This window comes from Streptomyces sp. NBC_00086 (assembly GCF_026343255.1).
Lineage (GTDB): Bacteria > Actinomycetota > Actinomycetes > Streptomycetales > Streptomycetaceae > Streptomyces.
On the sequence record NZ_JAPELZ010000001.1, the window covers coordinates 1,790,321 to 1,816,664 of the forward strand.

Genomic DNA, 26,344 nt, shown 5'->3' on the forward strand with positions numbered 1-26,344 from the left:
GCTCAGGAGGTGATCGGCGGCGCCGCACCGCCGCCGCCCGCCGGGCCGAGCGAGGGGCCGATCGCCCGCAGGGCGCCCGGTGTCCGCCCCTCGCCCCAGCCGATCTCCCGCCGGTAGCTGCCGAGCAGACCCCGGCCGGCGAGCCCGGCCTCGTCCCGTACGGCCGGGTCCTCGGGGACCGGACGGGTCAGCGGGGACACGAACAGCGCGTCCACGGGGCAGTTGGCCTCGCAGAGGAAGCAGGTCTGGCAGTCCTCCTGCCGGGCGAGCAGCGGGATCCCCTGCGGTCCCCGCTCGAAGACGTCGGTCGGGCACACCTCCACGCACTTGTCGCAGGCGATGCACCGCTCGGCCGAGACCAGTTCGATCATGCGACCAGCTCCGCCGGCCGCGTCCACACCCGGTCGAGCCCGCCCGTCACGATGCGGTGGTGCTGCGCCGGGTCCTGCCCCGGGTGGTCGAGCCGGCGGGCCATCCCGCGGCTCTCCGTACGGGCCAGCGCGGAGGCGTACATCCAGCGGGCGTGCGCCGTCATGGCCGCCGCCTGGCGGACCTTGACGAGCCCGGCACCCTCCCCGCGCACGGAGCCGCGCAGCTGCGCCCATACCTCGTCAAGGGAGCCGAGGGCGCCCCCGAGGACGGAGCCGTGCCGCAGGTAGTTCTTGTCGTACGGCAGCACTTGCTCCTGGACGAGGCGTACGAGTTCCCGCGCCTCGCCGGGCCCGGCCGCGGACCCGGCGCCCCCGGTCGGGCGCAGGCCCGCCCCGCCGGCCCCGGTGACCGGCCGGAAGGCGGCCCGGCCCGAGCCCAGCGAGCGGGCGTACCGGGCCGCGCCGGCCCCGGCCCAGCTGCCCGAGGACATCGCCCAGGCGGCGTTGTGGCTGCCGCCTCCGGTGAAGCCCCCGCAGATCTCCTCACGGGTGGCCGCGTCCCCGGCGGCGTACAGCCCGGGGACCGAGGTGGCGCAGTCGTCCCCGGTGATCCGGATCCCGCCGGTGCCGCGGACGGTGCCCTCGGCCAGCAGGGTGACGGAGAAGCGTTCGGTGAAGGGGTCGATGCCGAGCCGGTCGAAGGTGAGGAAGAAGTTCGGCTGCGCGAGCCGCATCGCGGCCTGAGCGGTGGCGTCGGCCCGGTCGAGGCGGGCGTAGACCTTGGCTCCGGTGAGGAGTTCGCGGGCGATGGCGGAGCGGCCGCCGAGGCTGGCGGCGCCCTCCAGGACCTCGCCGTCCTCCTGGTAGAAGGTGGCGAAGGTGTAGAAGGCCGTCTTGGTGACGGAGGTGCCCTCGGGGGCGATCCCGTAGGAGTTGGAGAACTCCATGCCGGACAGTTCGGCCCCGGCCTCGGCGGCGAACAGCGCGCCGTCCCCGGTGTTGGTGTTGGTGCCGAGCGCGCCGCTGAGGAAGGCGCAGCCCCCGGTGGCCAGGACGACGGCGCCCGCCCGGACCCGGAAGGGTTCGCCGGCCTGGCGGCGGTGGCCGACGGCGCCCGCGACGGCGCCGTCCGCGTCGGTCAGCAGCTCGGTGACGGGGCTGTGGTCGAGGATCCGGACCCCGGCGCGGCGGATCCGGATGCGCATCCGCCGCATGTACTCGGGCCCCTGGAGGCCGCCCCGCAGCGGCCGGCCGTCGGGGCCGGTCGGGAAGGGGTAGCGCCCCTCGTCCGCCAGCTCGTTCATCCGGTCGTACGTCTCGTCGAGGACCCGGGACATCCACCGCCGGTCGGCGAGGTACCCGCCGAGTCCCTCGCGGCTCGCCATCGCCGCTTCGCGGGCCGCCGGATCCGGCGGGACGTACCAGACGCCGGTGCCGCCGGCGGCCGTCGCCCCGCTGGTGCCGCAGTAGCCCTTGTCGGCGAGGACCACGGAGGCCCCGGCCGAGGCCGCCTTGAGGGCGGCCCAGGCGGCGGCGGGGCCCCCGCCGACGACGAGCACGTCGGCGACGTGCTCGCTCACGGGGTCGCCCCGGCGGTGGCGTAGCGGTTGGCGGGGCGGGCCAGGCCGTAGTTCTCGCGCAGGGTCCGGCCGGTGTACTCGGTGCGGAAGAGTCCGCGGCTCTGGAGGATCGGCACGACCTGGTCGACGAAGTCGGTCAGCCCGGTGGGGAGTACGGGAGCCATGATGTTGAAGCCGTCGGCGGCCCCCTGGGTGAACCACTCCTCCAGCTGGTCGGCGATCTGCTCGGGCGTCCCCGCGAAGACGCGGTGGCCGCGGCCCGCGCCGAGGCGGGCGATCAGCTCGCGCAGGGTGAGGCCCTCGCGGCGGGCGAGCTCGGCGACGAGCGTGAAGCGGCTCTTGTTGCCGTTGATGTCCCGCTCCTCGGGCAGGTCGGGCAGCCCGCCGTCGAGCGGCAGCCCGCTGAGGTCCACGCCCAGCATGTTGGAGAGCTGCGCGAGGCCGTACTCCGGAATCTGGAGCTCGGTGAGCTCCTGTTCCAGGGCCCTGGCCTCGGCCTCGGTGGAACCGATGACGGGGGCGATGCCGGGCAGGACGAGCAGCTGGTCCTCGGTACGGCCGTACTTGGCGAGGCGGGACTTGAGGTCCTTGTAGAAGGTCTGCCCGTCGGCGAGGGTCTGCTGGGCGGTGAAGACGGCCTCGGCGTACTGGGCGGCGAACTCCTTGCCGTCCTCGGAGGATCCGGCCTGCACGAGCAGCGGGTGGCCCTGCGGGGAACGGGGCACGTTGAGCGGTCCGGCGACGCCGAAGTACTCACCGCGGTGCGCGGCGGGGTGGAGCTTGTCGGTGTCGGCGTAGATGCCGTTCTCCTTGTCGAGGACGATCGCGTCGTCCTCCCAGCTGTCCCAGAGCTTGGTGGCCACGTCGAGGAACTCGCGGGCCCGGTCGTAGCGGAGGTTGTGCTCCAGGTGCTCGTCCCGGTTGAAGTTGCGGGCCTCGTCGACGCTGCCGGAGGTGACGATGTTCCAGCCGGCGCGGCCGCCGCTGATGTGGTCGAGGGAGGCGAACTTCCGGGCGGTGTTGAAGGGTTCGTTGAAGGTGGTGGAGACGGTGGCGATCAGGCCGATGTGCTCGGTGACGGCGGCGATCGCGGAGAGCAGGGTGAGCGGCTCGAAGCCGCCGACGGCGTTGTAGCGGGCCTTGCCCCAGAGGGCCACCCCGTCGGCGAAGAAGATCGAGTCGAGCCGTCCGCGCTCGGCGGTGCGGGCCAGTTCCTGGAAGTAGCGCAGATCGGTGATCCGCTCGGGGCTGCTGGCGGGGTGGCGCCAGGCGGCGTCGTGGTGCCCGGCGTTCATGAGGAAGGCGTTGAGGTGGAGGGTCCGCGGTGCGGTCATGTCTGGTCCTCGGTTCGGATCCGGGCGGGGACCCCGCGGGGCGGGGGCCGGGAACGGGGGGAACGGGGCCGAAAGGACCCGGGGTTTGGTGCCCGGCCGGAGGCCGGGAGTCATGCGCGGAGGCCGGGAGTCATGCGTGGAGGCCGAGAGCCCTGACCGGTCCGAAGGCCAGGGGTCAGGGACAGGGCCCCGGGACCCTGGCCAGGGGTCCCGGGCCGGGGCCAGGGGCCATGGCCCCGACCACGTGGACCGGGCCGGACCGGGGCTCGGGCGTCAGGGGTGGCCGGGCCTCAGGACGGGACGCGCCACGTGCTCAGACGGCGTTCGATCGTGACGAGGACCTGGTTGAAGGCCAGGCCGATCGCGGAGATCGTGACGATGCCCGCGTACATCTGCGGGATCGCGAAGTTGAACTGGGAGGCGTTGATCAGGTAGCCGAGGCCCGCCTTCGCGCCGATCATCTCGGCGGCGACCAGGACCAGGATGGAGACGGCCCCCGCCAGCCGGATGCCGGTGAAGATGACCGGCACCGACGCCGGCAGGATCACCTTCTGGAACAGCTTCGGCGTGGACAGGTCCATGGAGCGGGCCAGTTTCACCAGCGTCGGATCGGCGTTGCCCACGGCGCTGATGGTGTTCAGCAGGATCGGCCAGACGCAGGCGTACACGACGATCGAGACCTTCGAGGTCTCGCCGATGCCCAGCAGCAGGACGAACACCGGCAGCAGCGCGAGCGCCGCCGTGTTGCGGAACACCTCCAGCAGCGGCCCGAGCAGCGCCGCCACCGGCCGGTACCAGCCGATCAGCAGGCCGAGGGGGACCGCGACGGCCACCGCGATGCCGAATCCGCCGAAGGAGCGGGCCAGGCTGGCCTTGCTGTGCTCGGCGAGCTGCCCGTTGCCCAGCAGCTCCCACCAGGCCTTGGCGACCTCGCTCACCGGCGGCAGGAACGTCGCGTCGACCAGCCCCAGCCGCGGCGCCGCCTCCCACAGGGCCAGCAGCGCGAGGATCGCCGCCGAGCGCAGCGCCACCGCCCGCAGCCCCCGCAGGACGCGCAGCGCCAGGGGCGCGGCCGGCACCCGTACGGGGGGCCGCGCGGGGGTCCGTACGTCCGGGGGCGCGAGGTCCCGTACGGCTGTCGCCGCCCCGGCCTCCGGCTCCGCCTCCACCGCCGCTTCCACCGTGGTGCTCATACGGCGACCTCCTCCTTCTCCAGTTGCTGGGCGCGGGCCACCTCGTCGTGGAGCAGGGTCCAGATCTCGTGGCGGTAGCGGGCGAACTCCGGGCTGGAGCGCAGGTCTTCACCGGTGGCCCCGGTGGCCCGGTCGCCGAACGACACCGGCACGACCTGCTTGACCTTGCCGGGGCGGGAGGTCATGACGGCCACCCGCTGCCCGAGGTACACGGCCTCTTCGATGCCGTGCGTGATGAACACGACCGTCTTGCCGGTGCTCTGCCAGATCCGGCGCAGTTCGTCCTGGAGGGACTCGCGGGTCTGCGCGTCGAGCGCGGCGAACGGCTCGTCCATCAGCAGCACGTCCGGGTCGTACGCGAGCGAGCGCGCGATGGCGACCCGCTGGCGCATGCCGCCGGACAGTTCGTGCGGGTGCCGGTCCTCGAACCCGGTGAGACCGACGAGGTCCAGGAACTCGCGGGCCTTCGCCGCCCGTTGGCGGCGCGGGACGCCGGTGGCCTCCAGGCCGAACTCGATGTTGCCGAGCGCGGTGCGCCACGGAAGCAGCGCGTACTGCTGGAAGACGATGCCCCGGTCGAGTCCCGGCCCGGTGACCGGCTTGCCGTCGAGCAGGATCCGGCCGGAGGTGGGCGGGGTCAGACCGCCGAGCAGGTCCAGGAGGGTGGACTTGCCGCAGCCGCTGGGGCCCACGACGACCACGAACTCGCCGGAGCCGATCTCCAGGTCGATGCCGTCGAGGGCGGTGAACTCGGTCTTCTTGTCCTTCGTCGGGAAGGTCTTCGTCACGGAGTCGAACACGATCTTCGCCATGGCGCCGTCAGCCCTTCCCGGACGCGTTGAACTCGTTGGTGTAGAGGTCGGCCGCCTTGAGCTGGCCCTTCTTGATCTCCCCGCGCCCGCCCAGCCAGTCGATCCACAGCTGGAACTCCTTGTCGGCGATCCGGCCGCCCTGCTCGGCGACTCCGTAGGAGCGCCAGTACTGCAGGGTCGAGGTGTCCTCGTTGCGGCCGCGCTTCTTGACGATCTCCGTCATCCGCGCGATGACCTCCTCGCGCGGGGTGGCGCGGGACCAGTCGATGGCCTTGGCCACGCCCGTGGTGAAGGTGCGGACGGTGTCCGGGTTCTCCTTGATGAACTTCTGCGTCATCACGTACGAGCCGGCGCTGAACGCGCCGAGCAGTTCGAAGTCCTTGAACAGCGGCCGGATGCCGCCCGTGGCCAGGGCCTTGTCGCGCAGCACGCCGCTGAGGACGCCGACCTCGATCTGCTTCTGCCTCAGCGCCTGTTCGGTGTTGACGGGGGGCACGACGAGGGATTCGACCTTGGCCGCGTCGGCCTTCGGGACGCCGTTGCGCTCCAGGTAGATGTCGAGCAGGGCCTGGGCGTGGGCGCCCAGGGTGTTCATGCCGACCTTCTTGCCGATCAGGTCGCGGGCGGAGCGGATCGGGCTGTCCTCCAGGACGTAGTAGCCGAGGTAGCTGTACTGGTCGGAGCCGTAGTAGGAGGTGACGGCCTTGATCTGGGCCTTGCTCGCCGCGAGTTTGACGATCGCGCCGTTGAAGGCGCCGCCGAAGTGGGTCTGGCCCGTGGCCGCGGACTGGATGTCCTGGGGGCCGCTGATGGTGTTGCCGACCCAGTCCAGGGTCACGTCGCCGAGGTAGCCGAGGTCGGCGGCGAGCTCGGGCAGGCTGACCGCGCCGACGTTGCCCTGGTACTTCAGGGAGGTGATCTGGCCACCGCGGCCGCCGCTGGCGGTCGCCGTCCCGCAGCTCACCGCGGCCGCCGAGATGCCGAGCAGGGTGAGGAACTGGCGTCGGGAGGTACGGGTGGAGGTGAAGGCTGCGGACATGGCGATTCCTTGTCGATCCGGGTCGGGCTGGTCGGGCGGGCGGGAGGTCAGTGAGGGAGAGAGGGAGGGTGGGGCGGTTTCCGTACGGGGATCAGCGCGCGGTGGCGAGCGCGGCGGCCTGAGCCGCGCGCAGGGCCTCGGCGAACTCGTCGACGGCCTGGTACAGGTCCAGCTCCGCCTCCGGGCGCAGCCGGTCCGGGCCGGACCCGCGCTCCACGGAGGAGTCCAGGACGAAGCGGCCGGCGGTGACGTGCCGGGCGCCGAGCGCGGCGAGGACCGGGCGCAGGGCGTAGTCGATGGTCAGGACGTGGGCGAGGCTGCCGCCGGTGGCCAGCGGGAAGACCGTCTTGCCGGCCAGCCCGTCCTGCGGGAGCAGGTCGAGGAAGGCCTTGAGCAGTCCGGTGTACGAGGCCTTGTAGACGGGCGTCGCGATGACGATCCCGTCGGCTTCGGCGACGGCTTCCAGGGCCCGGCGGATCTCCGGCTCACCGCGGCGGGCGGCGAGCAGATCGGCGGCGGGGAGCTCCCGGACGGCGAGCTGCGCGGTCTCGAACCCGGCGTGGTTCAGGCGGCGCAGCACGTGATCGGCGACCACGTCGGTACGGGAGTGGACGGACGGACTGCCGGTGAGGGCGAGCAGCTTGGGCACGGAGCGCTCCTTGGCTGATGGGGCGGGTCGGGACGGGTCGTTCTGGTTCTGCGTCTGCTTCTGCTTCTGTCTTCTTCGCCTGTCGGCTCAGGCTTCGGAGGTGGAGGCTCCGGAGGCGATGCCGAAGGCCGGGTCCGGCACGGTCTCCGGGCTGATCAGCCGGGACGGGACCCCGTCGGGCCCGACCGGGACGTCGCCGTCGACCGTCACGCGGCGCAGGGTGCGCTCGTGGTCGTCGGAGTCGTCGACGCCGTAGTGCTGGGTGGCTCGGTTGTCCCAGATCGCGACGTCACCGGCCTGCCACTGCCAGCGGACGGTGTTCTCGGGGAGCTCGATGTGGGCCTGGAAGAGGTCCTGGAGGAGTCGCGAGTCGCGGCCGGTGAGCCCGTTGATCCGCTGGACGAAGTTGCCGAGCAGCAGGGTGCGTTCGCCGGTCTCGGGGTGGACCCGGACCACCGGGTGCTCGGTGAGGAACTTGGTCGAGGTGAACACCTCGCGGTACTGGGCCAACGCCTCGGGAAGGGCGTCGGGCTTCAGGGCCGCGTAGTCGTACTCGTTGGAGTGCACGGCGCGCAGGCTGTCGGCGAGGACGCGCAGCGGCTCGGGCAGGCCGGCGTAGGCGGCGGCCGTGTTGGCCCACAGGGTGTTGCCCCCGTACGGCGGGATGGTGACGGCGCGCAGGATGGAGAAGGCGGGGTAGGCGGGGACGAAGGTCACGTCCGTGTGCCACTGGTTGGCGCGGGCTCCGTGGTGGGAGTCGATGCCGAGCGCGTAACGCCCGTCGGCGGAGGGCACGGTGGGGTGCGCGACGGGCGCGCCGAGCAGCTCGGCGAAGGCTTCGTGCCCGTCCTCGTCGAGGTGGTCCTGACCGCGGAAGAAGACGACCTTGTGGGCGAGCAGCGCGGCCCGGATCCCGGCGACGGCCTCGGCTTCGAGCTCGCCGCCGAGCCGGACCCCACCGATCTCGGCGCCTATGCGGCCGCCGATCTTGGTGACGGTGAGGTCGGTGCGGGTGGCAGTGGACATGATGGGCTCCTTGTTTATTTCCGCAGCGGAAGAAATAAGGGAAAGCGAGAACGGTGGAGATCCGGCCGGGGAAGACGGGCTACGGACGGACGGGTGAACGAAGGCGGAGGCGGAGGCCGGCGGGCGGCCGGACGGGGCGGGCCGCGACGTCCGGCGGACGGCGGGCTTCGACGGACAGCCGCCGGAGGGCGACGGAGGCGAGCGGGGCCGCAATGCCCGATGACGATCACCCTGAACCGCGGAGCCACGCGCCCCTACGGGCACCCCGCGGGACGGGGCACGAACGCCCGGCCACGCGGAGATTCAGAGACTCGGGAACGCGAAGACTCCGGAGCGAAGGAGCCCAGGAACTCGAAGGCTCAGGAACTCAGGGGCTCAGGGGCTCAGGAACAGCGCGGGGCCGTACAGCGACGGCCCTGACACTCGCCCGGCGCGGTACAGGAGCCGGGGGTGTGGAGCCGCGGGGCGAGGAACTCGGTCGCGGACATGTCCCGGAGACTGCCAGCACCCCCACCCCCGGTCAACCCTGCCGAGCACCCCTCACCCTCACCCCCGACCACCCACCCACACCCGCCATGACCTGCCCTTTCACCGTTTTCCGCCACTCCCGGAACGGCCGAAACCCATGGCCTGATTTCACGCCCCCGCAACGCACCCGCCACGCACCACCCCATCCCGGCCCCACCGGCACTCGAGGCACAGGACCCGAGGCCGAGCCCCGGCAACAGCGCCGCACCACACCACTCCAGCCGGCCAAAATCACCCCCGCCGGCGCCTGAGGCAAGGGGCCCCGGGCAGAGCCCCCGCATGGGCGCCGCACGACACCACTCCAGCCGACCGAATTCAGCCCCGCCGACATGTGAGGCGCGGCGTCCGGGGCGGAGCCCCCCAACGGCGCCGCGCGGACACCCACCACCGGTCACCCGAATTCAGCCCCGCCGACATGTGAGGCGCGGCGTCCGGGGCGGAGCCCCACAACGGCGCCGCGCGGACACCCACCACCGATCACCCGAATTCAGCCCCGCCGGCGTTTGAGGCGCGGGGTCCGGGGCGGAGCCCCGGGAGCCTCGCCGCACGGCTCGACCCCGCTCCGCACCCGCCGAGCGCAGCGACACGGCATGATCGGGACCACACCCCACCCCCCGAGGAGCCCGCCCGTGCCCCCCACCCCCGGTGACGGCCGGGCCGCCGCCAACGCCGCCGCCGTGCTCCGTACCGTCCTGAGCCACGGCCCCCTCGCGCGGAGCGACATTCCGCAGCTCTGCGGTCTCAGTCCTGCCGCCGTGTCCCGGCAGACCACGGCCCTGCTCCGCGCCGGCCTGCTGTGCGAGCGCCCCGGACCGGATCACCCGCCCGCGACGACCGGACCCGGCACCGGCACCGGCACCGGCACCGGCACCGGGTCCGGAACCACCCCCGGCCCCGGCCGCCCCCGCATCCCCCTCGACCTGCACACCGGCCCCCTCGGCGGCCCCCTCGCCGCCGGCCTGCACATCGGCGTGCCCGCCTCCACCTTCAGCCTCGTGGACCTGCGCGGCCGCGTCCTGGCCCGCCGGGCCTTCCCGCACGCGGGCCGCTCCCCCGGCCGCCTCCCCGCCGCCATCGCCGCCGAACTCGGCCGGTTCCTCCAGGAGTCCAAACCCGCCGGCCGCCCCCTGCTCGGCCTCGGCGCCGCCCTCGGCGGCTGGGTCCGCCCCGCCGACGGCACCGTCGTGCGCCACGACGCCCTCGGCTGGCACGGGCTCCCCCTCGGCGCCGAGCTCTCCGACCGACTCGGGCTGCCCGTCTCCGTGGACAACCACGCCCGCGCCGTCGCCCACGCCGAGATCCTCTTCGGCCGCCCGGAGGCCCGCTCCAGCCTTCTCCACCTCTTCATCGGCAACGTCGTCGACGCAGCCTTCGGCATCGAGGGCACCGTGCACCAGGGCCCGGAGGCCGCCGCCGGGGACGTCGCGCACCTCCCGGTGCCCGGTTCGCGGACCCCCTGCGCGTGCGGCCGTACGGGTTGTCTCCAGGCGAGCGCCTCCGACGGGGTGATCGGTGCCGAGGCCGTGCGACGGGGCATCGTCCCGGAGCCTTCCGTCAACCTCCTGGTCGACGCCGCCGCCACCGGCGACCCCCGCGCCGACCGGCTGCTGCGCGAACGCGCCCGTACGGTCGGCCGGGCCGCGGCCCTGCTCCTCGACGTGTTCAACCCGGCCGTCATGGTGGTCGCCGAGCTGTCCAGCATCCTCCACGAGGGCTACCTCGACGAGATCCGTGCCGCGGCCGGCGACCAGGACCGCTACGGGCGGCGGATCGTCGCCCCGCACGCGGGTCCCGCCGTACTCCCGGTAGCCTCCGCGACCGTCCTGCTCGCCCCGCTCTTCCGTGACCCCTCCCGACTCACATGAGAGGGCGAGATCACATCCGGTGGTTATAGGTCGTTCACAAGGACCCCCCTAACATTCGAGCCATGACGGTCCTGCCTGATGACGGGCTCTCCTTGGCCGCCGAATTCCCTGACGCGACGCATGAGCAGTGGCAGCGCCTGGTAGAGGGCGTGCTGCGCAAGTCGGGCAAGGAAGTTTCCGGCGAGGCAGCGGAAGACGCGTTGTCCACGAAGCTTGAAGACGGGCTCACCACCCGCCCGCTGTACACCGCGCCCGAAACCGCGCCGGACACCGGTTTCCCCGGTTTCGCGCCGTTCGTGCGGGGCGGACGCCCCGAGGGCAGTGCCGCCTCGGGCTGGGACGTGCGCCAGCGGATCGCGGGCACCGACCCCGTACGGGTGAACGACGCGGCCCTCGCCGACCTGGAGAACGGCACCACCTCGCTGTGGCTGGCGGTCGGCGACGCCGGCCTCCCCGCCGAGGGCCTGGGCCGGGCGCTGGAAGGGGTCTACCTCGACCTCGCGCCGGTCTCCCTGGACCCCGGCGCCCAGTACGCGGAGGCCGCCCGGGCCCTGCTCGCGCTGTACACCGAGCGCGGGGTGGCCCCCGAGGCCGCCCACGCCTCGCTCGGCGCCGACCCGCTGGGCCACGAAGCCCGCACGGGCGAGGCCCTGGACCTGGCGGAGGCCGCCGCGCTCGCCGCGGACACGGCCGCCTGGCCCCACGTGCGCGCCCTGACCGTCGACGCCCTGCCGTACCACGAGGCGGGCGGCAGCGCCGCCGAGGAGCTGGGGCTCTCCCTGGCCACCGGCGTCGCCTACCTGCGCGCCCTCACCGACGAGGGTCTGAGCACCGAAGCGGCCTTCGGCGAGCTGGAGTTCCGCTACGCCGCCACCGCCGACCAGTTCCTCACCATCGCCAAGCTGCGCGCCGCCCGCCGCCTGTGGGCCCGGATCGCCGAGGCCTGCGGGACCCGGGGGGCCGGCGCCCAGCGCCAGCACGCCGTGACCTCGCCGGTGATGATGACCCGCCGCGACCCGTGGGTGAACATGCTGCGCACCACCGTCGCCTGCATGGCGGCGGGCGTGGGCGGCGCCGACGCGGTCACCGTGCTCCCGTTCGACCAGGAGCTCGGCCTGCCCGACGCGTTCGCCCGCCGCATCTCCCGCAACACCTCCACGATCCTGCTGGAGGAGTCCCACCTGGCCCGGGTGATCGACCCGGCGGGCGGCTCGTACTACGTCGAGCAGCTCACCGACGAACTCGCGCACGCCGCCTGGGAGTTCTTCCAGACCATCGAGAAGGCGGGCGGTCAGGCCACCGCCCTGCGCTCCGGCCTGGTCGCCGAACGCCTCGCCGCCACCTGGGCCGCGCGCTCCAAGAAGCTGGCCACCCGGCGCGAACCCGTCACCGGAGTGAGCGAGTTCCCGCACCTGTCCGAGAAGCCGGTCGTACGGGAACCCGCGCCGGCCCCGCTCACCGGCGGACTGCCGCGCGTGCGGCGCGACGAGGCGTACGAGGCCCTGCGCACCCGCAGCGACGTACACCTGGCGGCGACGGGCAAGCGGCCGACCGTCTTCCTGGCGGCCCTGGGCCCGGCGGCCGCACACACGGCCCGCGCCACCTTCGCCTCCAACCTGTTCCAGGCGGGCGGCATCACCCCGGTCCACGACCCGGTGTCGGTGACCCCGGAGACGGCCGCCGCGGCCTACGCGGCGAGCGGGGCCGACGGCACGGCCGTGCTGTGCTCCAGCGACGCGCTGTACGAGGAGCAGGCCGAGGCGGTGGCCGCGGCCCTGCGCTCGGCGGGCGCGACGACCGTGTTCCTCGCGGGCAGGCCCGGCACCGCCGCGGCGGCCGTGGACGAGTACGTCTTCGCCGGCTGCGACGCGATCGCCGTGCTGTCCTCCGTACTCGACCGGATGGGAGTCGCGTCTTGAGCATCCCCGATTTCTCCGAACTCGCGCTGAACGGCGCGGCCCCGGCAGCCGGGTCCGAGGACCAGTGGCGCACCGCGCTGAAGGAGTCCACCGGCTCGGGAGCCGCCGAGCTGCTGTGGGAGACGCCCGAGGGCATCGGCGTGCAGCCCCTGTACACCGGCCGTGACCTGGAGGGCCTGGACTTCCTCCAGACCTACCCGGGCGTGGCCCCGTACCTGCGCGGCCCCTACCCCACGATGTACGTCAACCAGCCCTGGACCATCCGGCAGTACGCCGGCTTCTCCACGGCCCAGGAGTCCAACGCCTTCTACCGGCGCAACCTCGCGGCCGGCCAGAAGGGCCTGTCGATCGCCTTCGACCTGCCCACCCACCGCGGCTACGACAGCGACCACCCGCGCGTGACCGGTGACGTCGGCATGGCGGGCGTGGCCATCGACTCGATCTACGACATGCGCCAGCTCTTCGACGGCATCCCGCTGGACAAGATGACCGTGTCGATGACGATGAACGGCGCCGTGCTGCCCGTCCTCGCCCTCTACATCGTGGCGGCGGAGGAGCAGGGCGTCTCCCCCGACAAGCTCGCCGGGACCATCCAGAACGACATCCTCAAAGAGTTCATGGTCCGCAACACCTACATCTATCCGCCGAAGCCCTCGATGCGGATCATCTCCGACATCTTCGCCTTCACCTCGCAGAAGATGCCCCGCTACAACTCCATCTCCATCTCCGGCTACCACATCCAGGAAGCCGGAGCCACGGCCGACCTGGAGCTGGCGTACACCCTCGCCGACGGCGTGGAGTACCTGCGCGCCGGCCAGGCCGTCGGTCTGGACGTGGACGCCTTCGCGCCGCGCCTGTCCTTCTTCTGGGCGATCGGCATGAACTTCTTCATGGAGGTGGCGAAGCTCCGCGCGGCCCGCCTCCTGTGGGCGCGCCTGGTCAAGCAGTTCGACCCGAAGAACGCCAAGTCCCTTTCCCTGCGCACCCATTCGCAGACCTCGGGCTGGTCCCTCACGGCGCAGGACGTCTTCAACAACGTCACCCGCACCTGCATCGAGGCGATGGCGGCGACCCAGGGCCACACCCAGTCGCTGCACACCAACGCGCTGGACGAGGCCCTCGCCCTCCCGACGGACTTCTCCGCGCGCATCGCCCGCAACACCCAGCTCCTGCTGCAGCAGGAGTCGGGCACCTGCCGGTCCATCGACCCGTGGGGCGGCAGCGCGTACGTCGAGAAGCTGACGTACGACCTGGCGCGCCGGGCCTGGCAGCACATCCAGGAGGTCGAGGCGGCCGGCGGCATGGCCCAGGCCATCGACGCCGGCATCCCCAAGCTCCGCGTGGAGGAGGCGGCGGCCCGCACGCAGGCCCGTATCGACTCCGGCCGCCAGCCGGTGATCGGCGTCAACAAGTACCGGGTGGAGACGGACGAACAGATCGACGTCCTCAAGGTCGACAACTCCTCCGTGCGCACCCAGCAGATCGAGAAACTGCGGCGGCTGAGGGCGGAGCGCGACGAGGCGGTCACCCAGGACACCCTGCGGGCGCTGACGAACGCGGCCGAGCGCGGGGACGGCAACCTCCTCGCCCTGGCGGTGGACGCGGCGCGCGCGAAGGCCACGGTGGGCGAGATCTCGGACGCCCTGGAGAAGGTGTACGGGCGGCACGCGAGCCAGATCCGTACGATCTCGGGTGTGTACCGAACCGAGGCAGGCGAGTCCCCGTCCCTGGAGCGCACCCGTGCGCTCGTCGACCGGTTCGAGGAGGTCGAGGGCCGCCGTCCGCGCATCCTGGTCTGCAAGATGGGCCAGGACGGGCACGACCGCGGCCAGAAGGTCATCGCCACCGCCTTCGCCGACCTCGGCTTCGACGTCGACGTCGGCCCGCTGTTCCAGACCCCGGAGGAAGTGGCCCGCCAGGCCGTCGAGGCCGACGTGCACGTGGTCGGCGTCTCCTCCCTCGCGGCCGGTCACCTGACCCTGGTGCCGGCACTGCGCGAGGCCCTCGCCTCGGAGGGCCGCGAGGACATCATGATCGTCGTGGGCGGGGTCATCCCGCCCGCGGACGTCCCCACCCTCCTGGAGATGGGGGCGACGGCGGTGTTCCCGCCCGGCACGGTCATCCCGGACGCGGCGCACGACCTGGTGACGCGGCTCGCCGCGGACCTGGGTCACGAGCTGTAGGCGCCGTGCCGCCGCGGATCGACATCCCCGCCTACACGAAGGGCGTGCTCGACGGGAAGCGCGCGTTCATCGCGCGCGCGATCACCCTCGTCGAGTCCACCCTGCCCGCGCACCGGGCCCTGGCCCAGCAGCTGTTGACCGAACTCCTCCCCCACTCGGGGCGGGCGCGCCGGATCGGCATCAGCGGTGTGCCGGGCGTCGGGAAGTCCACCTTCATCGACGCCTTCGGCACACTGCTGACGGGCCTGGGCCACCGGGTGGCGGTCCTGGCGGTCGACCCCTCCTCCACCCGTACGGGCGGCTCCATCCTGGGCGACAAGACCCGCATGGAACGCCTCTCCGTGGACCCCGCGGCCTTCGTCCGCCCGTCCCCCTCGGCGGGGACGCTGGGCGGGGTGGCGAAGGCCACCCGGGAATCGATCATCGTGATGGAGGCCGCGGGCTACGACGTGGTGCTCGTCGAAACGGTCGGCGTGGGCCAGTCGGAGACGACGGTCGCCGGAATGGTCGACTCCTTCCTCCTCCTCTCCCTCGCCCGCACGGGCGACGGCCTCCAGGGCATCAAGAAGGGCGTCCTGGAACTGGCCGACGTCCTCGCCGTCAACAAGGCGGACGGCCCGCACGAGCGCGACGCGAAGGCGGCGGCACGCGAACTGTCCAGCGCGCTGCGCCTGATGCACCCGGCCGACGCCGCCTGGACCCCACCGGTCCTGACGTGCAGCGCCCGGGAATCCACGGGCCTGGATGAGGTCTGGAACCGCCTGGAACAGCACCGCGTGCTCCTGGAAGCGGGCGGCCGCCTGGCGTCGAAGCGCGCGGCCCAGCAGGTGGAGTGGACCTGGTCGATGGTCCGCGACGAACTCCTGGAACGCCTCCGCTCGAACCCGGCGGTACGGGACCTGGCCCCGAGCCTGGAATCAGCGGTCCGGGCGGGCACCCTGACGCCCACCCTGGCGGCGGACCACCTCCTGGCGGCCTTCACCGACTCCTCGCCCACATAGCCCCGCCGGCGTTCGAGGCGCGGGGTCTGGGGCGGAGCCCCAGGAAACGGAGAAAGGGCGGGGCGGGGAGCAAGCCCCGCGCAGCGGCACCCCCGACCCCGCCCCGGAATCACGCACCGCAGGCCCGACCCGCGAGGGTCAGGCCCGACCCGCCAGGGTCAGGCCCGACCCGCCAGGGTCAGGCGGCGACCAGCACGGGCTGCCCGGTGGCCAGCACCCGCCGCAGCACCCGCACCCGAGCTTCCGCATCCCCCTCGGAGAGCAGCGCCGCGAGCACCGCGACCCGCGCCTGCGGCGCCCGCAGCGTCCCCGTCGGCACGGCCCCGGCCGCAACCAGATCCACCGCACCCCCGTGGGTGTAGATCTCCGTCACCGGCCCGGCCGCGACCCGCGTGGTCAACGCCACCAGCACGCCGTCCGCGACGGCCGCCTTCACCGCGTCGACGACCTCCGGGGTCGCGTTCCCCGCGCCCGTCCCGACCAGCACGATCCCCCTCGCGCCCGCCGCCACCGCGGCGTTCAGCAGCACGGCGTCACCGCTCACGTGGTGCACCACGACATCCACCCGCGGCAGCCATTCGGGTCCCTCGGCCACAGCGGGCAGCGGCAGCGGCTCCGGCCGCACCGGCGTCCGCAGCACGGTGACCTTGCCGAAGCCGACCTTCCCCAGCAGTTCCTTCGACGGGTCGGCAAAGGCGTCGAGGGCCACGGCCTGCGTCTTCACGGTCCCGCGGGCCGCGTGCACCCGCCCCGCGAACGCGACCAGGACGCCTAGCCCGCGCGTGGTCGAGGCGGTCAGCAGGGCGTCGTAGAGATTGCCGGGACCGTCCCCGTCGGCCGCCCCCATGGGCCGCTGCGAGCCGGTGAAGACGACGGAACGCACATCACGGTGATACAGGTCCACCAGGAACGCCGACTCCTCCAGCGTGTCCGTGCCGTGCGTGACGACGATCCCGTCCACACCCGGATCGGCGAGCACCTCGTGCACGGTCCGCAGCAGGGTCAACTGGTGCGCGGTGGTCAGCCGGGGGCTGTTCACGCTGAACAGGTCGACGACCTCCACGCTCACGCCCTCGGGCAGCGGCGCGGTCGCCATGACCTCGGCCCCGTCGGCATCGGCCGCGAAACCGGAACCCTGCCAGCGGCTGGCTATCGTCCCGCCCGTACTGATCACGACGACGCGTCCCATGGCCACGATCCTTCCCTCACACCGTCCGCACATATTTTCTACAAAAGGCAATGGTAGGCCGATCTACGCGCAATGTGATTGCCACTTCACCCAAGCCCGCAACAAACCATGCGTGATAATTGCGCCATGGACGCGATCGACAGACAAATCTTGCGCGAGCTCCAGGCCGACGGCCGGCTCAGCAACCAGGAGCTGGCCCAGCGCGTGGGCCTCACCCCCTCCCCCTGCATGCGCCGGGTCCGCCAGCTGGAAGAGGAAGGGATCATCCAGGGGTACCGCGCGGTGATCTCCCCCGAAGCGGTGGGCCGCGGCTTCGAGGTCCTGGTCTCCGTGGAGGTCCGCCGCGACCGCGAGGCCGTCGAGGCCTTCGAGGCGGCCCTCCAGGAGATCCCCGACATCATCGAGGCCTACCGCCTCTTCGGCAGCCCCGGCTGCCTCCTGCGCATCGCGGTCGCGGACCTCCGCGCGTACGAACGCCTCTGGATCGAAAAGCTGACGGCCCTCTCGGGCGTCACGGAGGTCAACTCCCAGATCATCATGAAGCGCATCAAGGAACCGGAGGGCCTGCCGGTCTGACCGAGGGAGGGCGGCCCGCGCGTTGACCACGCACCACGTATATGGTTAGGGTTACCTAAGTCGGACGTGGCAGCCCTGGGCCCCCTGTCCTGACCCGTGTACACGCGCGTTGCCGCCAGGGGGAGTTGGACTGCCCAATGCTGTGTTCGAGGCTGACCAACGCGAACTTCGTCACCATGGATCCGGACCGCCCCTTCGCCCACACGCTGGGGATCTGGCGGGGGCGGATCGTGGGGCTCGACGAGGACGTGGCCTCGCTGCCGGCCCGTGAGGTCATCGATCTGCAGGGCGCCACCGTGCTGCCCGGGTTCATCGACAGTCACGTCCACCTGGCCTGGACCGGGCTGAAGCAGAGCACCCCGAGCGTCGCCCCGTGCGAGCGCGTCGAGGACGTGCTGGCGGTGGTGGCGGAGGCGGTCTCCCGCTCTGCGGGCGGGGACGGCGCCTGGGTCGACGTCATGGGGTACGACCAGCGGGCGCTGGGGCGGCACCTGACCGCCGCCGAGCTGGACGCGGTCAGCCCCGGGCGCAAGGTGTTCCTGATGCACGACTCGGGACACGGGTGCGTCGTGAACAGCGCGGTGCTGCGCCTGCTCCCCGACGGCGTCCCGCACCAGGACGGCTTCCTGGCCGAGGGCGCCATGACCGCCGCGCGCCGGCTCCGGCTGCCGTACGGGCAGGACGAGATCGCCGATGCCGTCGAGCGCGCGGCCCGGACCTGCCTCGCCGAAGGCGTGACCGCCGTCGCCGAGGCGGGCATCGGGGGCGGGCTGCTCGGCCACAGCCCGGTGGAGCTCGGCGCGTACCAGCTGCTGCGGGACCGGGGGAGGCTGCCCCTGCGGGTGCAGCTCATGCCCGCGGGCGATACGTTGCGGCCGCGCGAAGCGCACCGGGAGGACGGGATCCCCCGCTCGCTGGACCTGGGCATGCGCACCGGGTTCGGCGACGACTGGCTGTCGCTGGGCGCGCTCAAGATCTACACCGACGGCGGGATGATGGCCCGCACCGCCGCGCTCACGGCCCCGTACGCGGGCACGGACCACACCGGACAGCTCCAGGACGACCCCGACCGCCTCACCCGGCTCATCGTGGACGGCCACCTCGCCGGCTGGCAGCTCGCCGTCCACGCCATCGGGGACCGCGCCGCCGACCTCGCGCTCGACGCGCTGGAGGAGGCGCAGCGGCTACGGCCCCGGCCGGACGCGCGGCACCGGATCGAGCACGCCGGGCTGATCCGCCCCGACCAGCTCCCGCGCTTCGCGCGCCTGGGCGTCAGCGCGGTCGTCCAGCCGGCCTTCCTGTACTCCTTCGGGGACGACTATGCGGACGTGATGGGTGAGGAGCGGGCCCCCTGGATGTACCGGGGGCGCGGGTTCCTGGACCACGGGGTGACGCTCGTGGGCAGCTCGGACCGGCCCGTCACGGACGGGGCTCCGCTCCGGGCGATCCAGTTCATGGTCGAGCGCGCCTCCGCCTCCGGGCGGCCGATCGGGCCGGACGAGGCGGTCACGGTCGAGGAGGCGCTGCGCGCCTACACGGTCGCCGGTGCGTACGCCTGCCGGTGGGACGACAGGGCGGGCAGCCTCACTCCGGGCAAGCGCGCCGACCTGGTCGTCCTGGGCGACGACCCGCGGCGCGTCGATCCCTCCCGGATCAGTGCCATCGAGGTCGTGGAGACCTTTGTTGACGGACACCAGACGACGACGGATGCGGGAAAGCTGTGATCGGTGTGAGTGGTCAGACGAGCGTTCTGGAACGTTTCTCCCCGCTGTGGGAGGCGCCCGAGATGCCGCCGCGCTGGGTGATCTGGCACGCGGGCGCGGGTGATTCCTTCGTCTTCGACCGGGAGTTCAACATGCCCGTCGACGTGGACGACGCGCTCCTCGGGGAGGTTCTGTGCCGGATGCGCGAGGTCGGGGCCCCGGAGGGTGACACCTACCCCGGCCGCCCGTGCGGATGACCGCCGCGGCGGGCCCGGCCCCCGGCGCCGGCGCCTCGGCGCAGCCCTGGCTCACCTCGCCCGGACCGGGGCTGTGGGCCGTGCGCGTCAGCCTGTACGCGGACCGGGCGCGGGAGTCGGAGGGGATGCTCGACGCAGCCGAGCGGGCCCGGCTCCAGGGGATCAGGCGGGCCGGCGACCGTGACCAGTACCGGGTCGCGCACGTCGTGCTGCGGCAGTTGCTGGGCGACCGCCTCGGTGAGGACCCGGCGCGGGTGCGCTTCTTCCGCGAGCCGTGCCCCGGCTGCGGGGCGCCGCACGGTCGGCCGGCCGTGCCCGGCGTGCCGCTGCACTTCTCGCTGTCCCACGCGGGGGACGCCGTACTGGTGGCCTTCGCGGACAGTCCGGTCGGAGTCGACGTCGAGGAGCGGCCGGTGCCCGCGCTGGCCGCCCAGGTGGCCTCCGAACTGGCCGAGGTCCTCCATCCGGCCGAGCGCGCCGAGCTGGCGGCGCTGCCGGCCGAGGAGCTTCCCGGCGCGGTGGCCCGCTGCTGGTCCCGCAAGGAGGCCTATCTCAAGGGGATCGGCATCGGCCTCGGCGGGAACCCGGCCCTGACGTACGTGGGCACGGGCGCGACCCCCTCGGCTCCGCCGGGATGGACCGTCGAGGACGTGCCCGCCTTTCCCGGCTACGTGGCGGCACGCGCCGTCCGTACGGGCCGAGTTGGCTCCGCCAGCTAGGTAAGGCTAACCTTACTTCGACAGTTCCGCCGGGAGGCCTGCGCCTCCGCACCCGCCCCGCACACGGCGGAACCGAGGAAGGAACACCTTGACCACGGCCACGCTGCACCCTGCCGCCGCGCACGCCATCCTGTCGCCCCGCACCCCCGTCCCCGCCCCCCGGTGGCACGAGGCCCCCGGGGTCCCCGAGTTCTTCGTGCGCCCGGCGCGCCGGGACGACGGCCCGGCGCTCGCCGCCCTCTCCCGGCCGTTCGTCCATGCGGGGGCGCTGCGCGAACGCCCGCTCTCCCTCTACCTCTCCCGGGCGTCCGACTTCCTCGTCGCGCAAGCACCCGACGGAACCCTCGAAGGCTGCCTCGGGCTGCGCGAACACCCCGCCGCCGGCGTGCTGTACAACTTCTGCGTCGCGGCCCACCGGCAGGGCTCCGGCATGGGCGCCCGGCTGCTGCACGCGGCGCTCGCCAGGGCCCGCAACCGCTCCCTGACCACGCTGTTCACGGCGACGACCGGCAGCGGCCGCCTCTTCCTCCAGAACGGCTTCCTCCCGGCCTGCCCGGCCCTGGCGCCCGCCGAGTGGGCCCGTTCCCTGGACCCCGCCCGGGGCGCACGCGTGCTGTCCCGCGCCCTGTAGACGGCGGGACCGGAGGTACGCGCGACGGGGACTGCCGGGCCGCGCTGGTGTCTCCCCCAAACCGCGGTGGGCCGTTGAGGTGAGTCCGCTACTGCAATGGTGCCCTCCCCGGTCGAGTTCGGGGGCCCTGCCCCCGCGCGCTGCCCAATGATGTTGGCCGAATCCACCCGGCCCGACGCGTACGGCAGCACGCGGAAGCCGACGCGCACGCCCTGGTCGGATTCGCTCTCCTCATCCCATGGCTTGAAGGAGCATCATGCGGTCTGCACGCATTGTGGGCTTGCTGCTCGGGGGTATGGCCCTTGCGGCGACCGGCGCCCTCGCACCGGCCTCCGCCGCGGCGAACCCTCGCGACCTGATCGTCCCCACGGCGGCCTACCCGACCATCCAGTCGGCGGTCGACGCCGCCGGCCCCGGAGACGACATCACCGTTCGCCCCGGCACCTACCGGGAGCAGGTGACGATCCGCAAGGACCTCACCGTCACGGGGGCGGGAGCCGGGAAGACCACCATCCTCGCTCCCGAGCAGTTGGTGACGGGCACCGACGGCCTCAACTCGATCGTCTCCCTCGACAACGAGGCGTCCGTGAGGATCTCCCGCCTGACCGTGAGCGGGCCGGGTTCCGGCACGTGCGACGCGGGCGCGCTCGGGGCAGGCATCCGGGTCCTGGGAGGAGCGCACCTGGACCTGAGCCACGCGGCGGTGTCCCACATCAAGGACACCCCCATGGCCCCGTGCTTCCGGAGCGCGAATTCCGTCCTCATCGGGGACTTTCCCGTGGGTACGGGGTCGGCGACCATCCGGGATTCCAAGATCACGGACTATCAGGGCTCCGGCATCGTCGTGCTCAACGCGGGTTCGCAGGCCACGCTGCTCCGCAACGTCGTCACCGGCCAGAAGAGCATCTCCACCGACGGGATCGAGTTCGTCGAGGCGACCGGCAGGGCCGAGCAGAACACCGTGAGCGACAACGCCTGCCGCGAGCCGGATCCGGGTTGCGGACCCGACTTCTACACCGAGTTGCAGCACGCCGGCATCCTGGCCAACACCGGGGTCGTGGTCACCAAGAACCGCCTCGTCGGCAACCAGCTCGGCATCTACGCGTTCGGCACGATGGACACCAGCCACAACACCCTGATCGACAACGAGTACTTCGGGCTGGCCCTGCAGGACGGCACGTTCACCGCGGTCAAGGACACCGTCCGGGGCGGGGTGGGCGGCGTCGCCGTCATCGCCTCGGCCGTCGACACCACGGCGCGGCTGGACCACGTGAAGATCACGAAGACCTCGGGTGACCCGATCCGGAAGTTCGAATGCTGCGGATTCACCGCCACGGTGACCACCACGCCGTAGCCGATGCCGCGCCGGGGCGGGCCCCATGAGGGACCCGCCCCGGTCCGTACGACCCGCCGTCCCTACGAGGCGCCGAGGATCCCCGGCAGCGCCGCCACCAGGGCATCGGCCCGCTCCTGCGGCAGCGTCAGGGCGGGAGCCAGCCGTACGACGCCCGCGCCCGCCGCGTTGACGAGGAACCCGGCGTCCTGGGCGGCCCGCTGGACCCGCGCGGCGACCGGCTCGGCGAGGACGACGCCCAAGAGCAGGCCGGCCCCCCGCACTTCCCGGACCAGGGGGTGTTCCAGGGCCTCGATGCCGAGCCTCAGCCGCTCCCCCACCCGCTCGGCGTGGGCGAGCAGCCCTTCCTTCTCGATGGTCTCCAGGACGGCGAGCCCGGCCGCGCACGCGACCGGGTTGCCGCCGAAGGTGGAGCCGTGCTGACCGGGGGTCAGCAGATCGGCGGCGTCGCCGAAGGCGATGGTGGCGCCGATCGGCAGGCCGCCGCCCAGCCCCTTGGCCAGGGTGATCACGTCCGGCTCCGCTCCCGGCTCCGCCTGGTGCGCGAACCAGTGGCCGGTACGGCCGATCCCGGTCTGCACCTCGTCCAGTACGAGCAGGGTGCCCGTGGCGCGGGTGATCTCCCGGGCCGCGCGCAGGTAGCCCCCGGGCGCCGGGAGGACTCCGGCCTCGCCCTGCAGGGGTTCGAGTACGACGGCTGCCGTGTGCTCGGTGACGGCCGCGCGGAGCGCCTCCGCGTCCCCGTAGGGAACGTGCGTGACCTCCCCGGGCAGGGGCAGGAAGGGGGCCCGCTTGGGCGGCTGGCCGGTGAGGGCGAGCGCCCCCATGGTGCGGCCGTGGAACCCGCCCTGCGTCGCGACCAGGTGCGTGCGCCCGGTCCGGCGGGCGATCTTGAAGGCGGCTTCGACCGCCTCCGCGCCCGAGTTGGCGAAGAACACCCGCCCCGGCCGGTCCAGCAGGGCCAGCAGCCGTTCCGCCAGCGCGACGGCCGGCTCCGAGACGAACAGGTTCGACACGTGCCCGAGCCGGGCGACCTGCTCCTGGACGGCCGAGACCAGGGCCGGGTGGGCGTGCCCGAGGGCGTTGACGGCGATCCCGCCGGTGAAGTCCGTGTACGCGCGGCCGTCTTCGTCCCAGACCGTGCTGCCCTCGCCCCTGACCAGGGCGAGCGCGGGAGTTCCGTAGGTGTCCATCATCACCGCGCGCCAGCGGTCGGCGAGCGGTGTCCTCGTGCTGTCGGCGATCACGCGCCGTCTCCCTCGCCCTTGCCGCCGGACCGTTCGGGCCCGGTCTCCTCGTCCGGCACCACCGTGGTGCCGGGTCCGTCCTCGGTGAAGACCCCGCGCAGCAGCGCGTGCGGCACCCGGCCGTCGATGACCTGCGCCCTGGCGACGCCCGCCCGTACGGCGCGCAGGCAGCCCTCCATCTTGGGGAGCATGCCGCTCGCGAGCTCCGGCAGCAGGGCGTCCAGTTCGCCGGCCGTGAGGCGGTCGATCACCTCGGTGCTGTGCGGCCAGTCCGCGTACAGCCCCTCGACATCGGTCATCACCACCAGCCGGTCGGCCCCGAGGGCCACGGCCAGGGCCGAGGCCGCGAGGTCGGCGTTGACGTTGTAGACCTGGCCGTCCTCGCCGCGCGCGACGGGTGAGACCACGGGGATGCGGCCCTGTTCCAGCAGCCCGCCGATCGTCGCGGCGTCCACGTCCACGATGTCGCCGACCAGGCCGATGTCCACCGGCAGGCCGTCGACCCAGGCCGGGCGGCGTACGGCGGTCATCGTGTGGGCGTCCTCGCCCGACAGGCCCACGGCGAAGGGCCCGTGGGCGTTGATGGCCCCGACCAGCTCGCGCTGGACCTTGCCGGTGAGCACCATGCGGACCACGTCCATCGTCTCCGGCGTGGTCACCCGCATTCCGGCCTCGAAGCGCGTCTCCAGGCCGAGCCGGTCGAGCAGTGCGCTGATCTGGGGTCCGCCGCCGTGGACGACGACGGGTCGCAGGCCCGCGTGCCAGAGCTCCACGACGTCCTGGGCGAACGTCCGGTGCGTGGAGGGGTCCACCATGGCGTTGCCGCCGAACTTGACGACGACCGTGCGGCCTTGGAGCTGCTCCAGCCAGGGCAGGTCCCGGGGGGCCGGCACGGTGGCCCGCGCCTGCGTCCGATGCGTCTGCCGATTCGTCTCCGCCGTCATCTCGACCCCGTTCACGAGCTGTAGGCGCTGTTCTCGTGCACGTACTCGGCCGTCAGGTCGTTGGTCCAGATGACGGCCGAGGAGTCGCCGGAGCGCAGGTCCACGGTGATGGTGATCCGGCGGCCGGACAGGTCGGCCTTGTCGCGCGGCTCGCCTTCGGCGCCGTCCCGGCACACCCAGGTGCCGTTGATGGCCACGTCCAGCCGGTCCGCGTCGAAGGCGGCCGAGGTGGTGCCGATCGCGGACAGCACCCGGCCCCAGTTCGGGTCCTCGCCGTGCAGGGCGCACTTGAGGAGGTTGTTGCGGGCCACCGAGCGGCCCACCTCCACGGCGTCCGCCTCCGAGGCGGCGCCGACGACGGCCACCTCGATCTCCTTGGACGCGCCCTCGGCGTCCGCGACCAGCTGGAGCGCCAGGTCCCGGCACACGGCGTGCACGGCCGCGGTGAGCTCCGCGGGTCCGGGCGTGATGCCCGAGCTGCCCGAAGCGAGCAGCAGCACGGTGTCGTTGGTGGACATGCAGCCGTCCGAGTCCACCCGGTCGAAGGTGGTACGGACGGCTTCGCGCAGCGCCGCGTCGAGTGTGCCGGCGCTCGCGTCGGCGTCCGTGGTCAGGACGACCAGCATGGTGGCGAGTCCCGGGGCGAGCATCCCGGCGCCCTTCGCCATGCCTCCCACCGTCCAGCCGGGGCCTGCGGCCACCGCCGTCTTGTGGACGGAGTCCGTCGTCTTGATCGCGACGGCCGCCTCCTCGCCGCCTTCGGGCGACAGCCGGTCCGCGGCGGCGGTGATGCCGGCCGTCACCCGGTCCATCGGCAGCCGGACGCCGATCAGGCCGGTGGAGCAGACCGCGACCTCGTCGGCGGCGACCTCGACGGCCCCCGCGGTGCGCTCGGCCATCGCCTGCGCGTCCTCGGCGCCACCGGGTCCCGTACAGGCGTTCGCGCCACCCGAGTTGAGGACGACGGCGGAGATCCGCCCGTCGGCGAGCACGCGGCGGGACCAGCGTACGGGCGCGGCCTGCACGCGGTTCGAGGTGAAGACGCCGGCGGCGGCGCGCGACGGCCCCCGGTTCACCACCAGGGCCAGGTCCGGGTCACCGGACTCCTTGATGCCGGCGCGCACGGCGCCCGCCAGGAATCCCCGGGCGGCGGTCACACTCACGGAGCCACTCCATTCATGGGCAGGCCCAGCCGTTCCGGCAGGCCGAGGGCTATGTTCATGCTCTGCACCGCGCCACCGGCGGTGCCCTTCGTCAGGTTGTCGATGGCGCTCACGCAGATCAGCCTGCGGGCGTCCGGGTCCACGGCAATCTGCACCTGGGCGCTGTTCGAGCCGAGGACCGCGGCGGTGGCGGGCCACCGGCCGGGCGGCAGCAGCCGTACGAACGGCTGGTCGGCGTACGCGGCTTCGAACACGGCGCGCACCTCGTCCTGCGAGGGGATCGCGGAGGTGCCCGCGGCCGGGCGCAGCCGGGCCGAGCAGGTGGCGAGGATGCCCCGGGGCATGGGCGCCAGGGTGGGGGTGAAGGAGACGCTCACGTGCTCACCGGCCGCGCGGGACAGGTTCTGGGCGATCTCCGGGGTGTGCCGGTGGCCGCCGCCGACTCCGTACGGGGTCATGGAGCCCATCACTTCGGCGCCGAGGAGGTGCGTCTTGAGCGCGCGTCCGGCGCCGGAGGTGCCGCTGGCGGCGACGATGACGGCCTCGGGTTCGACCAGGTGCGCCGCGTAGGCGGGGAAGAGCGCCAGGGTGACCGCCGTGGGGTAGCAGCCGGGTACGGCGATCCGGGTGGCGCCCTTCAACTCGGCGTGAGCTCCCGGCAGTTCGGGCAGCCCGTAGGGCCAGGTGCCCGCGTGGGGGCTGCCGTAGAACCGCTCCCAGGCGGCCGCGTCCCGCAGCCGGAAGTCGGCGCCGCAGTCCACCACCAGCGTGCCGGGCTCCATTTCCTCGGCCAGGGCGGCCGATTGACCGTGCGGCAGGGCGAGGAACACCACGTCGTGGCCGCGCAGGGAGGCGGCGGAGGTGTCCAGGAGGATCCGGTCGGCGAACTCCGGAAGCTGTGGCTGTACGGACCCCAGCGGACGCCCCGCGCTGCTGTGCGCGGTCAGGGCTCCGATCTCCACGGCGGGGTGCGAGCCCAGCAGGCGGAGCAGCTCCCCGCCCGCGTAGCCGCTGGCGCCGGCCACCGCGACCCGTACGGTCATGTTCTTCCGCTCTCTCTC

The 26,344-nt window shown here is 73.1% G+C and carries 23 protein-coding genes; 10 read left to right on the plus strand and 13 right to left on the minus strand.

Features of this window, described 5'->3' with window-relative positions:
* Window positions 1–2 precede the first annotated feature (2 nt).
* The 8 genes from OG276_RS07935 to OG276_RS07970 all read right to left on the minus strand — a co-directional run bounded on the left by OG276_RS07935 (window position 3) and on the right by OG276_RS07970 (window position 8,004).
* Window positions 3–371: a ferredoxin family protein gene (locus tag OG276_RS07935; RefSeq protein WP_266903762.1), complete on the minus strand. Its 369-nt coding sequence runs from the start codon at window positions 369–371 to the stop codon at window positions 3–5.
* Window positions 368–1,951, minus strand: a complete 1,584-nt coding sequence (locus tag OG276_RS07940; RefSeq protein ID WP_266903763.1) for an FAD-binding protein — start codon at window positions 1,949–1,951, stop codon at window positions 368–370. The genes OG276_RS07935 and OG276_RS07940 overlap by 4 nt, the downstream gene beginning before the upstream one ends.
* Window positions 1,948–3,285: an LLM class flavin-dependent oxidoreductase gene (locus OG276_RS07945; RefSeq protein ID WP_266903764.1), complete on the minus strand. Its 1,338-nt coding sequence runs from the start codon at window positions 3,283–3,285 to the stop codon at window positions 1,948–1,950. Before OG276_RS07945 ends, OG276_RS07940 begins: the two co-directional genes overlap by 4 nt.
* A 290-nt stretch (window positions 3,286–3,575) precedes the next feature.
* Window positions 3,576–4,364 carry an ABC transporter permease gene (locus tag OG276_RS07950; protein ID WP_266912603.1) on the minus strand — a complete coding sequence of 263 codons (789 nt, stop codon included), beginning with the start codon at window positions 4,362–4,364 and terminating at the stop codon, window positions 3,576–3,578.
* A gap of 110 nt (window positions 4,365–4,474) precedes the next feature.
* A complete protein-coding gene (locus OG276_RS07955; RefSeq protein WP_266903765.1) occupies window positions 4,475–5,290 on the minus strand; it encodes an ABC transporter ATP-binding protein in 816 nt (271 codons plus the stop codon).
* A gap of 7 nt (window positions 5,291–5,297) precedes the next feature.
* Complete coding sequence (locus OG276_RS07960) at window positions 5,298–6,329, minus strand: ABC transporter substrate-binding protein (protein WP_266903766.1); 1,032 nt, start codon at window positions 6,327–6,329, stop codon at window positions 5,298–5,300.
* A 91-nt stretch (window positions 6,330–6,420) separates the two neighbouring features.
* Window positions 6,421–6,978, minus strand: coding sequence for an NADPH-dependent FMN reductase (gene ssuE, locus OG276_RS07965; RefSeq protein WP_266903767.1), 558 nt, complete (start codon window positions 6,976–6,978; stop codon window positions 6,421–6,423).
* 87 nt (window positions 6,979–7,065) lie between these two features.
* On the minus strand, window positions 7,066–8,004 hold the full coding sequence (locus tag OG276_RS07970) for a TauD/TfdA family dioxygenase (RefSeq protein WP_266903768.1): 939 nt from the start codon (window positions 8,002–8,004) through the stop codon (window positions 7,066–7,068).
* Window positions 8,005–9,122: 1,118 nt separating this feature from the next.
* On the opposite strand from OG276_RS07970, the gene OG276_RS07975 reads away from it, so the two are divergent.
* The 4 genes from OG276_RS07975 to meaB all read left to right on the plus strand — a co-directional run bounded on the left by OG276_RS07975 (window position 9,123) and on the right by meaB (window position 15,500).
* Window positions 9,123–10,397 carry an ROK family transcriptional regulator gene (locus OG276_RS07975; protein WP_266903769.1) on the plus strand — a complete coding sequence of 425 codons (1,275 nt, stop codon included), beginning with the start codon at window positions 9,123–9,125 and terminating at the stop codon, window positions 10,395–10,397.
* A 62-nt stretch (window positions 10,398–10,459) separates the two neighbouring features.
* Window positions 10,460–12,316, plus strand: coding sequence for a methylmalonyl-CoA mutase family protein (locus OG276_RS07980; protein ID WP_266903770.1), 1,857 nt, complete (start codon window positions 10,460–10,462; stop codon window positions 12,314–12,316).
* Window positions 12,313–14,499, plus strand: coding sequence for a methylmalonyl-CoA mutase (gene scpA / locus OG276_RS07985; RefSeq protein WP_266903771.1), 2,187 nt, complete (start codon window positions 12,313–12,315; stop codon window positions 14,497–14,499). The genes OG276_RS07980 and scpA overlap by 4 nt, the downstream gene beginning before the upstream one ends.
* A 5-nt stretch (window positions 14,500–14,504) precedes the next feature.
* Window positions 14,505–15,500 carry a methylmalonyl Co-A mutase-associated GTPase MeaB gene (gene meaB / locus OG276_RS07990; protein ID WP_266903772.1) on the plus strand — a complete coding sequence of 332 codons (996 nt, stop codon included), beginning with the start codon at window positions 14,505–14,507 and terminating at the stop codon, window positions 15,498–15,500.
* Between the two features lie 178 nt (window positions 15,501–15,678).
* On the opposite strand, the gene OG276_RS07995 is transcribed toward meaB, so the two are convergent.
* Entirely contained in the window at window positions 15,679–16,689 is a 1,011-nt protein-coding gene (locus OG276_RS07995) for an asparaginase (protein ID WP_266903773.1), read from the minus strand.
* Between the two features lie 126 nt (window positions 16,690–16,815).
* On the opposite strand from OG276_RS07995, the gene OG276_RS08000 reads away from it, so the two are divergent.
* From OG276_RS08000 to OG276_RS08025, 6 genes are all read left to right on the plus strand, one after another.
* Entirely contained in the window at window positions 16,816–17,265 is a 450-nt protein-coding gene (locus tag OG276_RS08000; RefSeq protein ID WP_266903774.1) for an Lrp/AsnC family transcriptional regulator, read from the plus strand.
* Window positions 17,266–17,402: 137 nt separating this feature from the next.
* The gene (locus OG276_RS08005) at window positions 17,403–18,989 is read left to right on the plus strand and encodes an amidohydrolase (protein ID WP_266903775.1); all 1,587 of its coding nucleotides are present in this window, start codon (window positions 17,403–17,405) and stop codon (window positions 18,987–18,989) included.
* A gap of 5 nt (window positions 18,990–18,994) precedes the next feature.
* A complete protein-coding gene (locus tag OG276_RS08010) occupies window positions 18,995–19,225 on the plus strand; it encodes a hypothetical protein (protein WP_266903776.1) in 231 nt (76 codons plus the stop codon).
* A complete protein-coding gene (locus tag OG276_RS08015) occupies window positions 19,222–19,944 on the plus strand; it encodes a 4'-phosphopantetheinyl transferase superfamily protein (RefSeq protein WP_266912605.1) in 723 nt (240 codons plus the stop codon). The genes OG276_RS08010 and OG276_RS08015 overlap by 4 nt, the downstream gene beginning before the upstream one ends.
* A 196-nt stretch (window positions 19,945–20,140) precedes the next feature.
* Complete coding sequence (locus OG276_RS08020) at window positions 20,141–20,575, plus strand: GNAT family N-acetyltransferase (RefSeq protein ID WP_266912607.1); 435 nt, start codon at window positions 20,141–20,143, stop codon at window positions 20,573–20,575.
* Window positions 20,576–20,831: 256 nt separating this feature from the next.
* Complete coding sequence (locus tag OG276_RS08025) at window positions 20,832–21,929, plus strand: nitrous oxide reductase family maturation protein NosD (protein ID WP_266903777.1); 1,098 nt, start codon at window positions 20,832–20,834, stop codon at window positions 21,927–21,929.
* A 62-nt stretch (window positions 21,930–21,991) separates the two neighbouring features.
* Here the strand turns inward: OG276_RS08025 and OG276_RS08030 are convergent, their stop codons facing one another.
* The 4 genes from OG276_RS08030 to argC are packed head-to-tail and all read right to left on the minus strand — an operon-like array spanning window position 21,992 to window position 26,326.
* Window positions 21,992–23,125, minus strand: a complete 1,134-nt coding sequence (locus OG276_RS08030) for an acetylornithine transaminase (protein WP_266912609.1) — start codon at window positions 23,123–23,125, stop codon at window positions 21,992–21,994.
* A 47-nt stretch (window positions 23,126–23,172) separates the two neighbouring features.
* A complete protein-coding gene (gene argB / locus OG276_RS08035) occupies window positions 23,173–24,120 on the minus strand; it encodes an acetylglutamate kinase (RefSeq protein WP_266903778.1) in 948 nt (315 codons plus the stop codon).
* 11 nt (window positions 24,121–24,131) lie between these two features.
* Window positions 24,132–25,283: a bifunctional glutamate N-acetyltransferase/amino-acid acetyltransferase ArgJ gene (gene argJ / locus OG276_RS08040; protein WP_266903779.1), complete on the minus strand. Its 1,152-nt coding sequence runs from the start codon at window positions 25,281–25,283 to the stop codon at window positions 24,132–24,134.
* Window positions 25,280–26,326, minus strand: a complete 1,047-nt coding sequence (argC, locus tag OG276_RS08045; protein ID WP_266903780.1) for an N-acetyl-gamma-glutamyl-phosphate reductase — start codon at window positions 26,324–26,326, stop codon at window positions 25,280–25,282. The genes argJ and argC overlap by 4 nt, the downstream gene beginning before the upstream one ends.
* Window positions 26,327–26,344 lie beyond the last annotated feature (18 nt).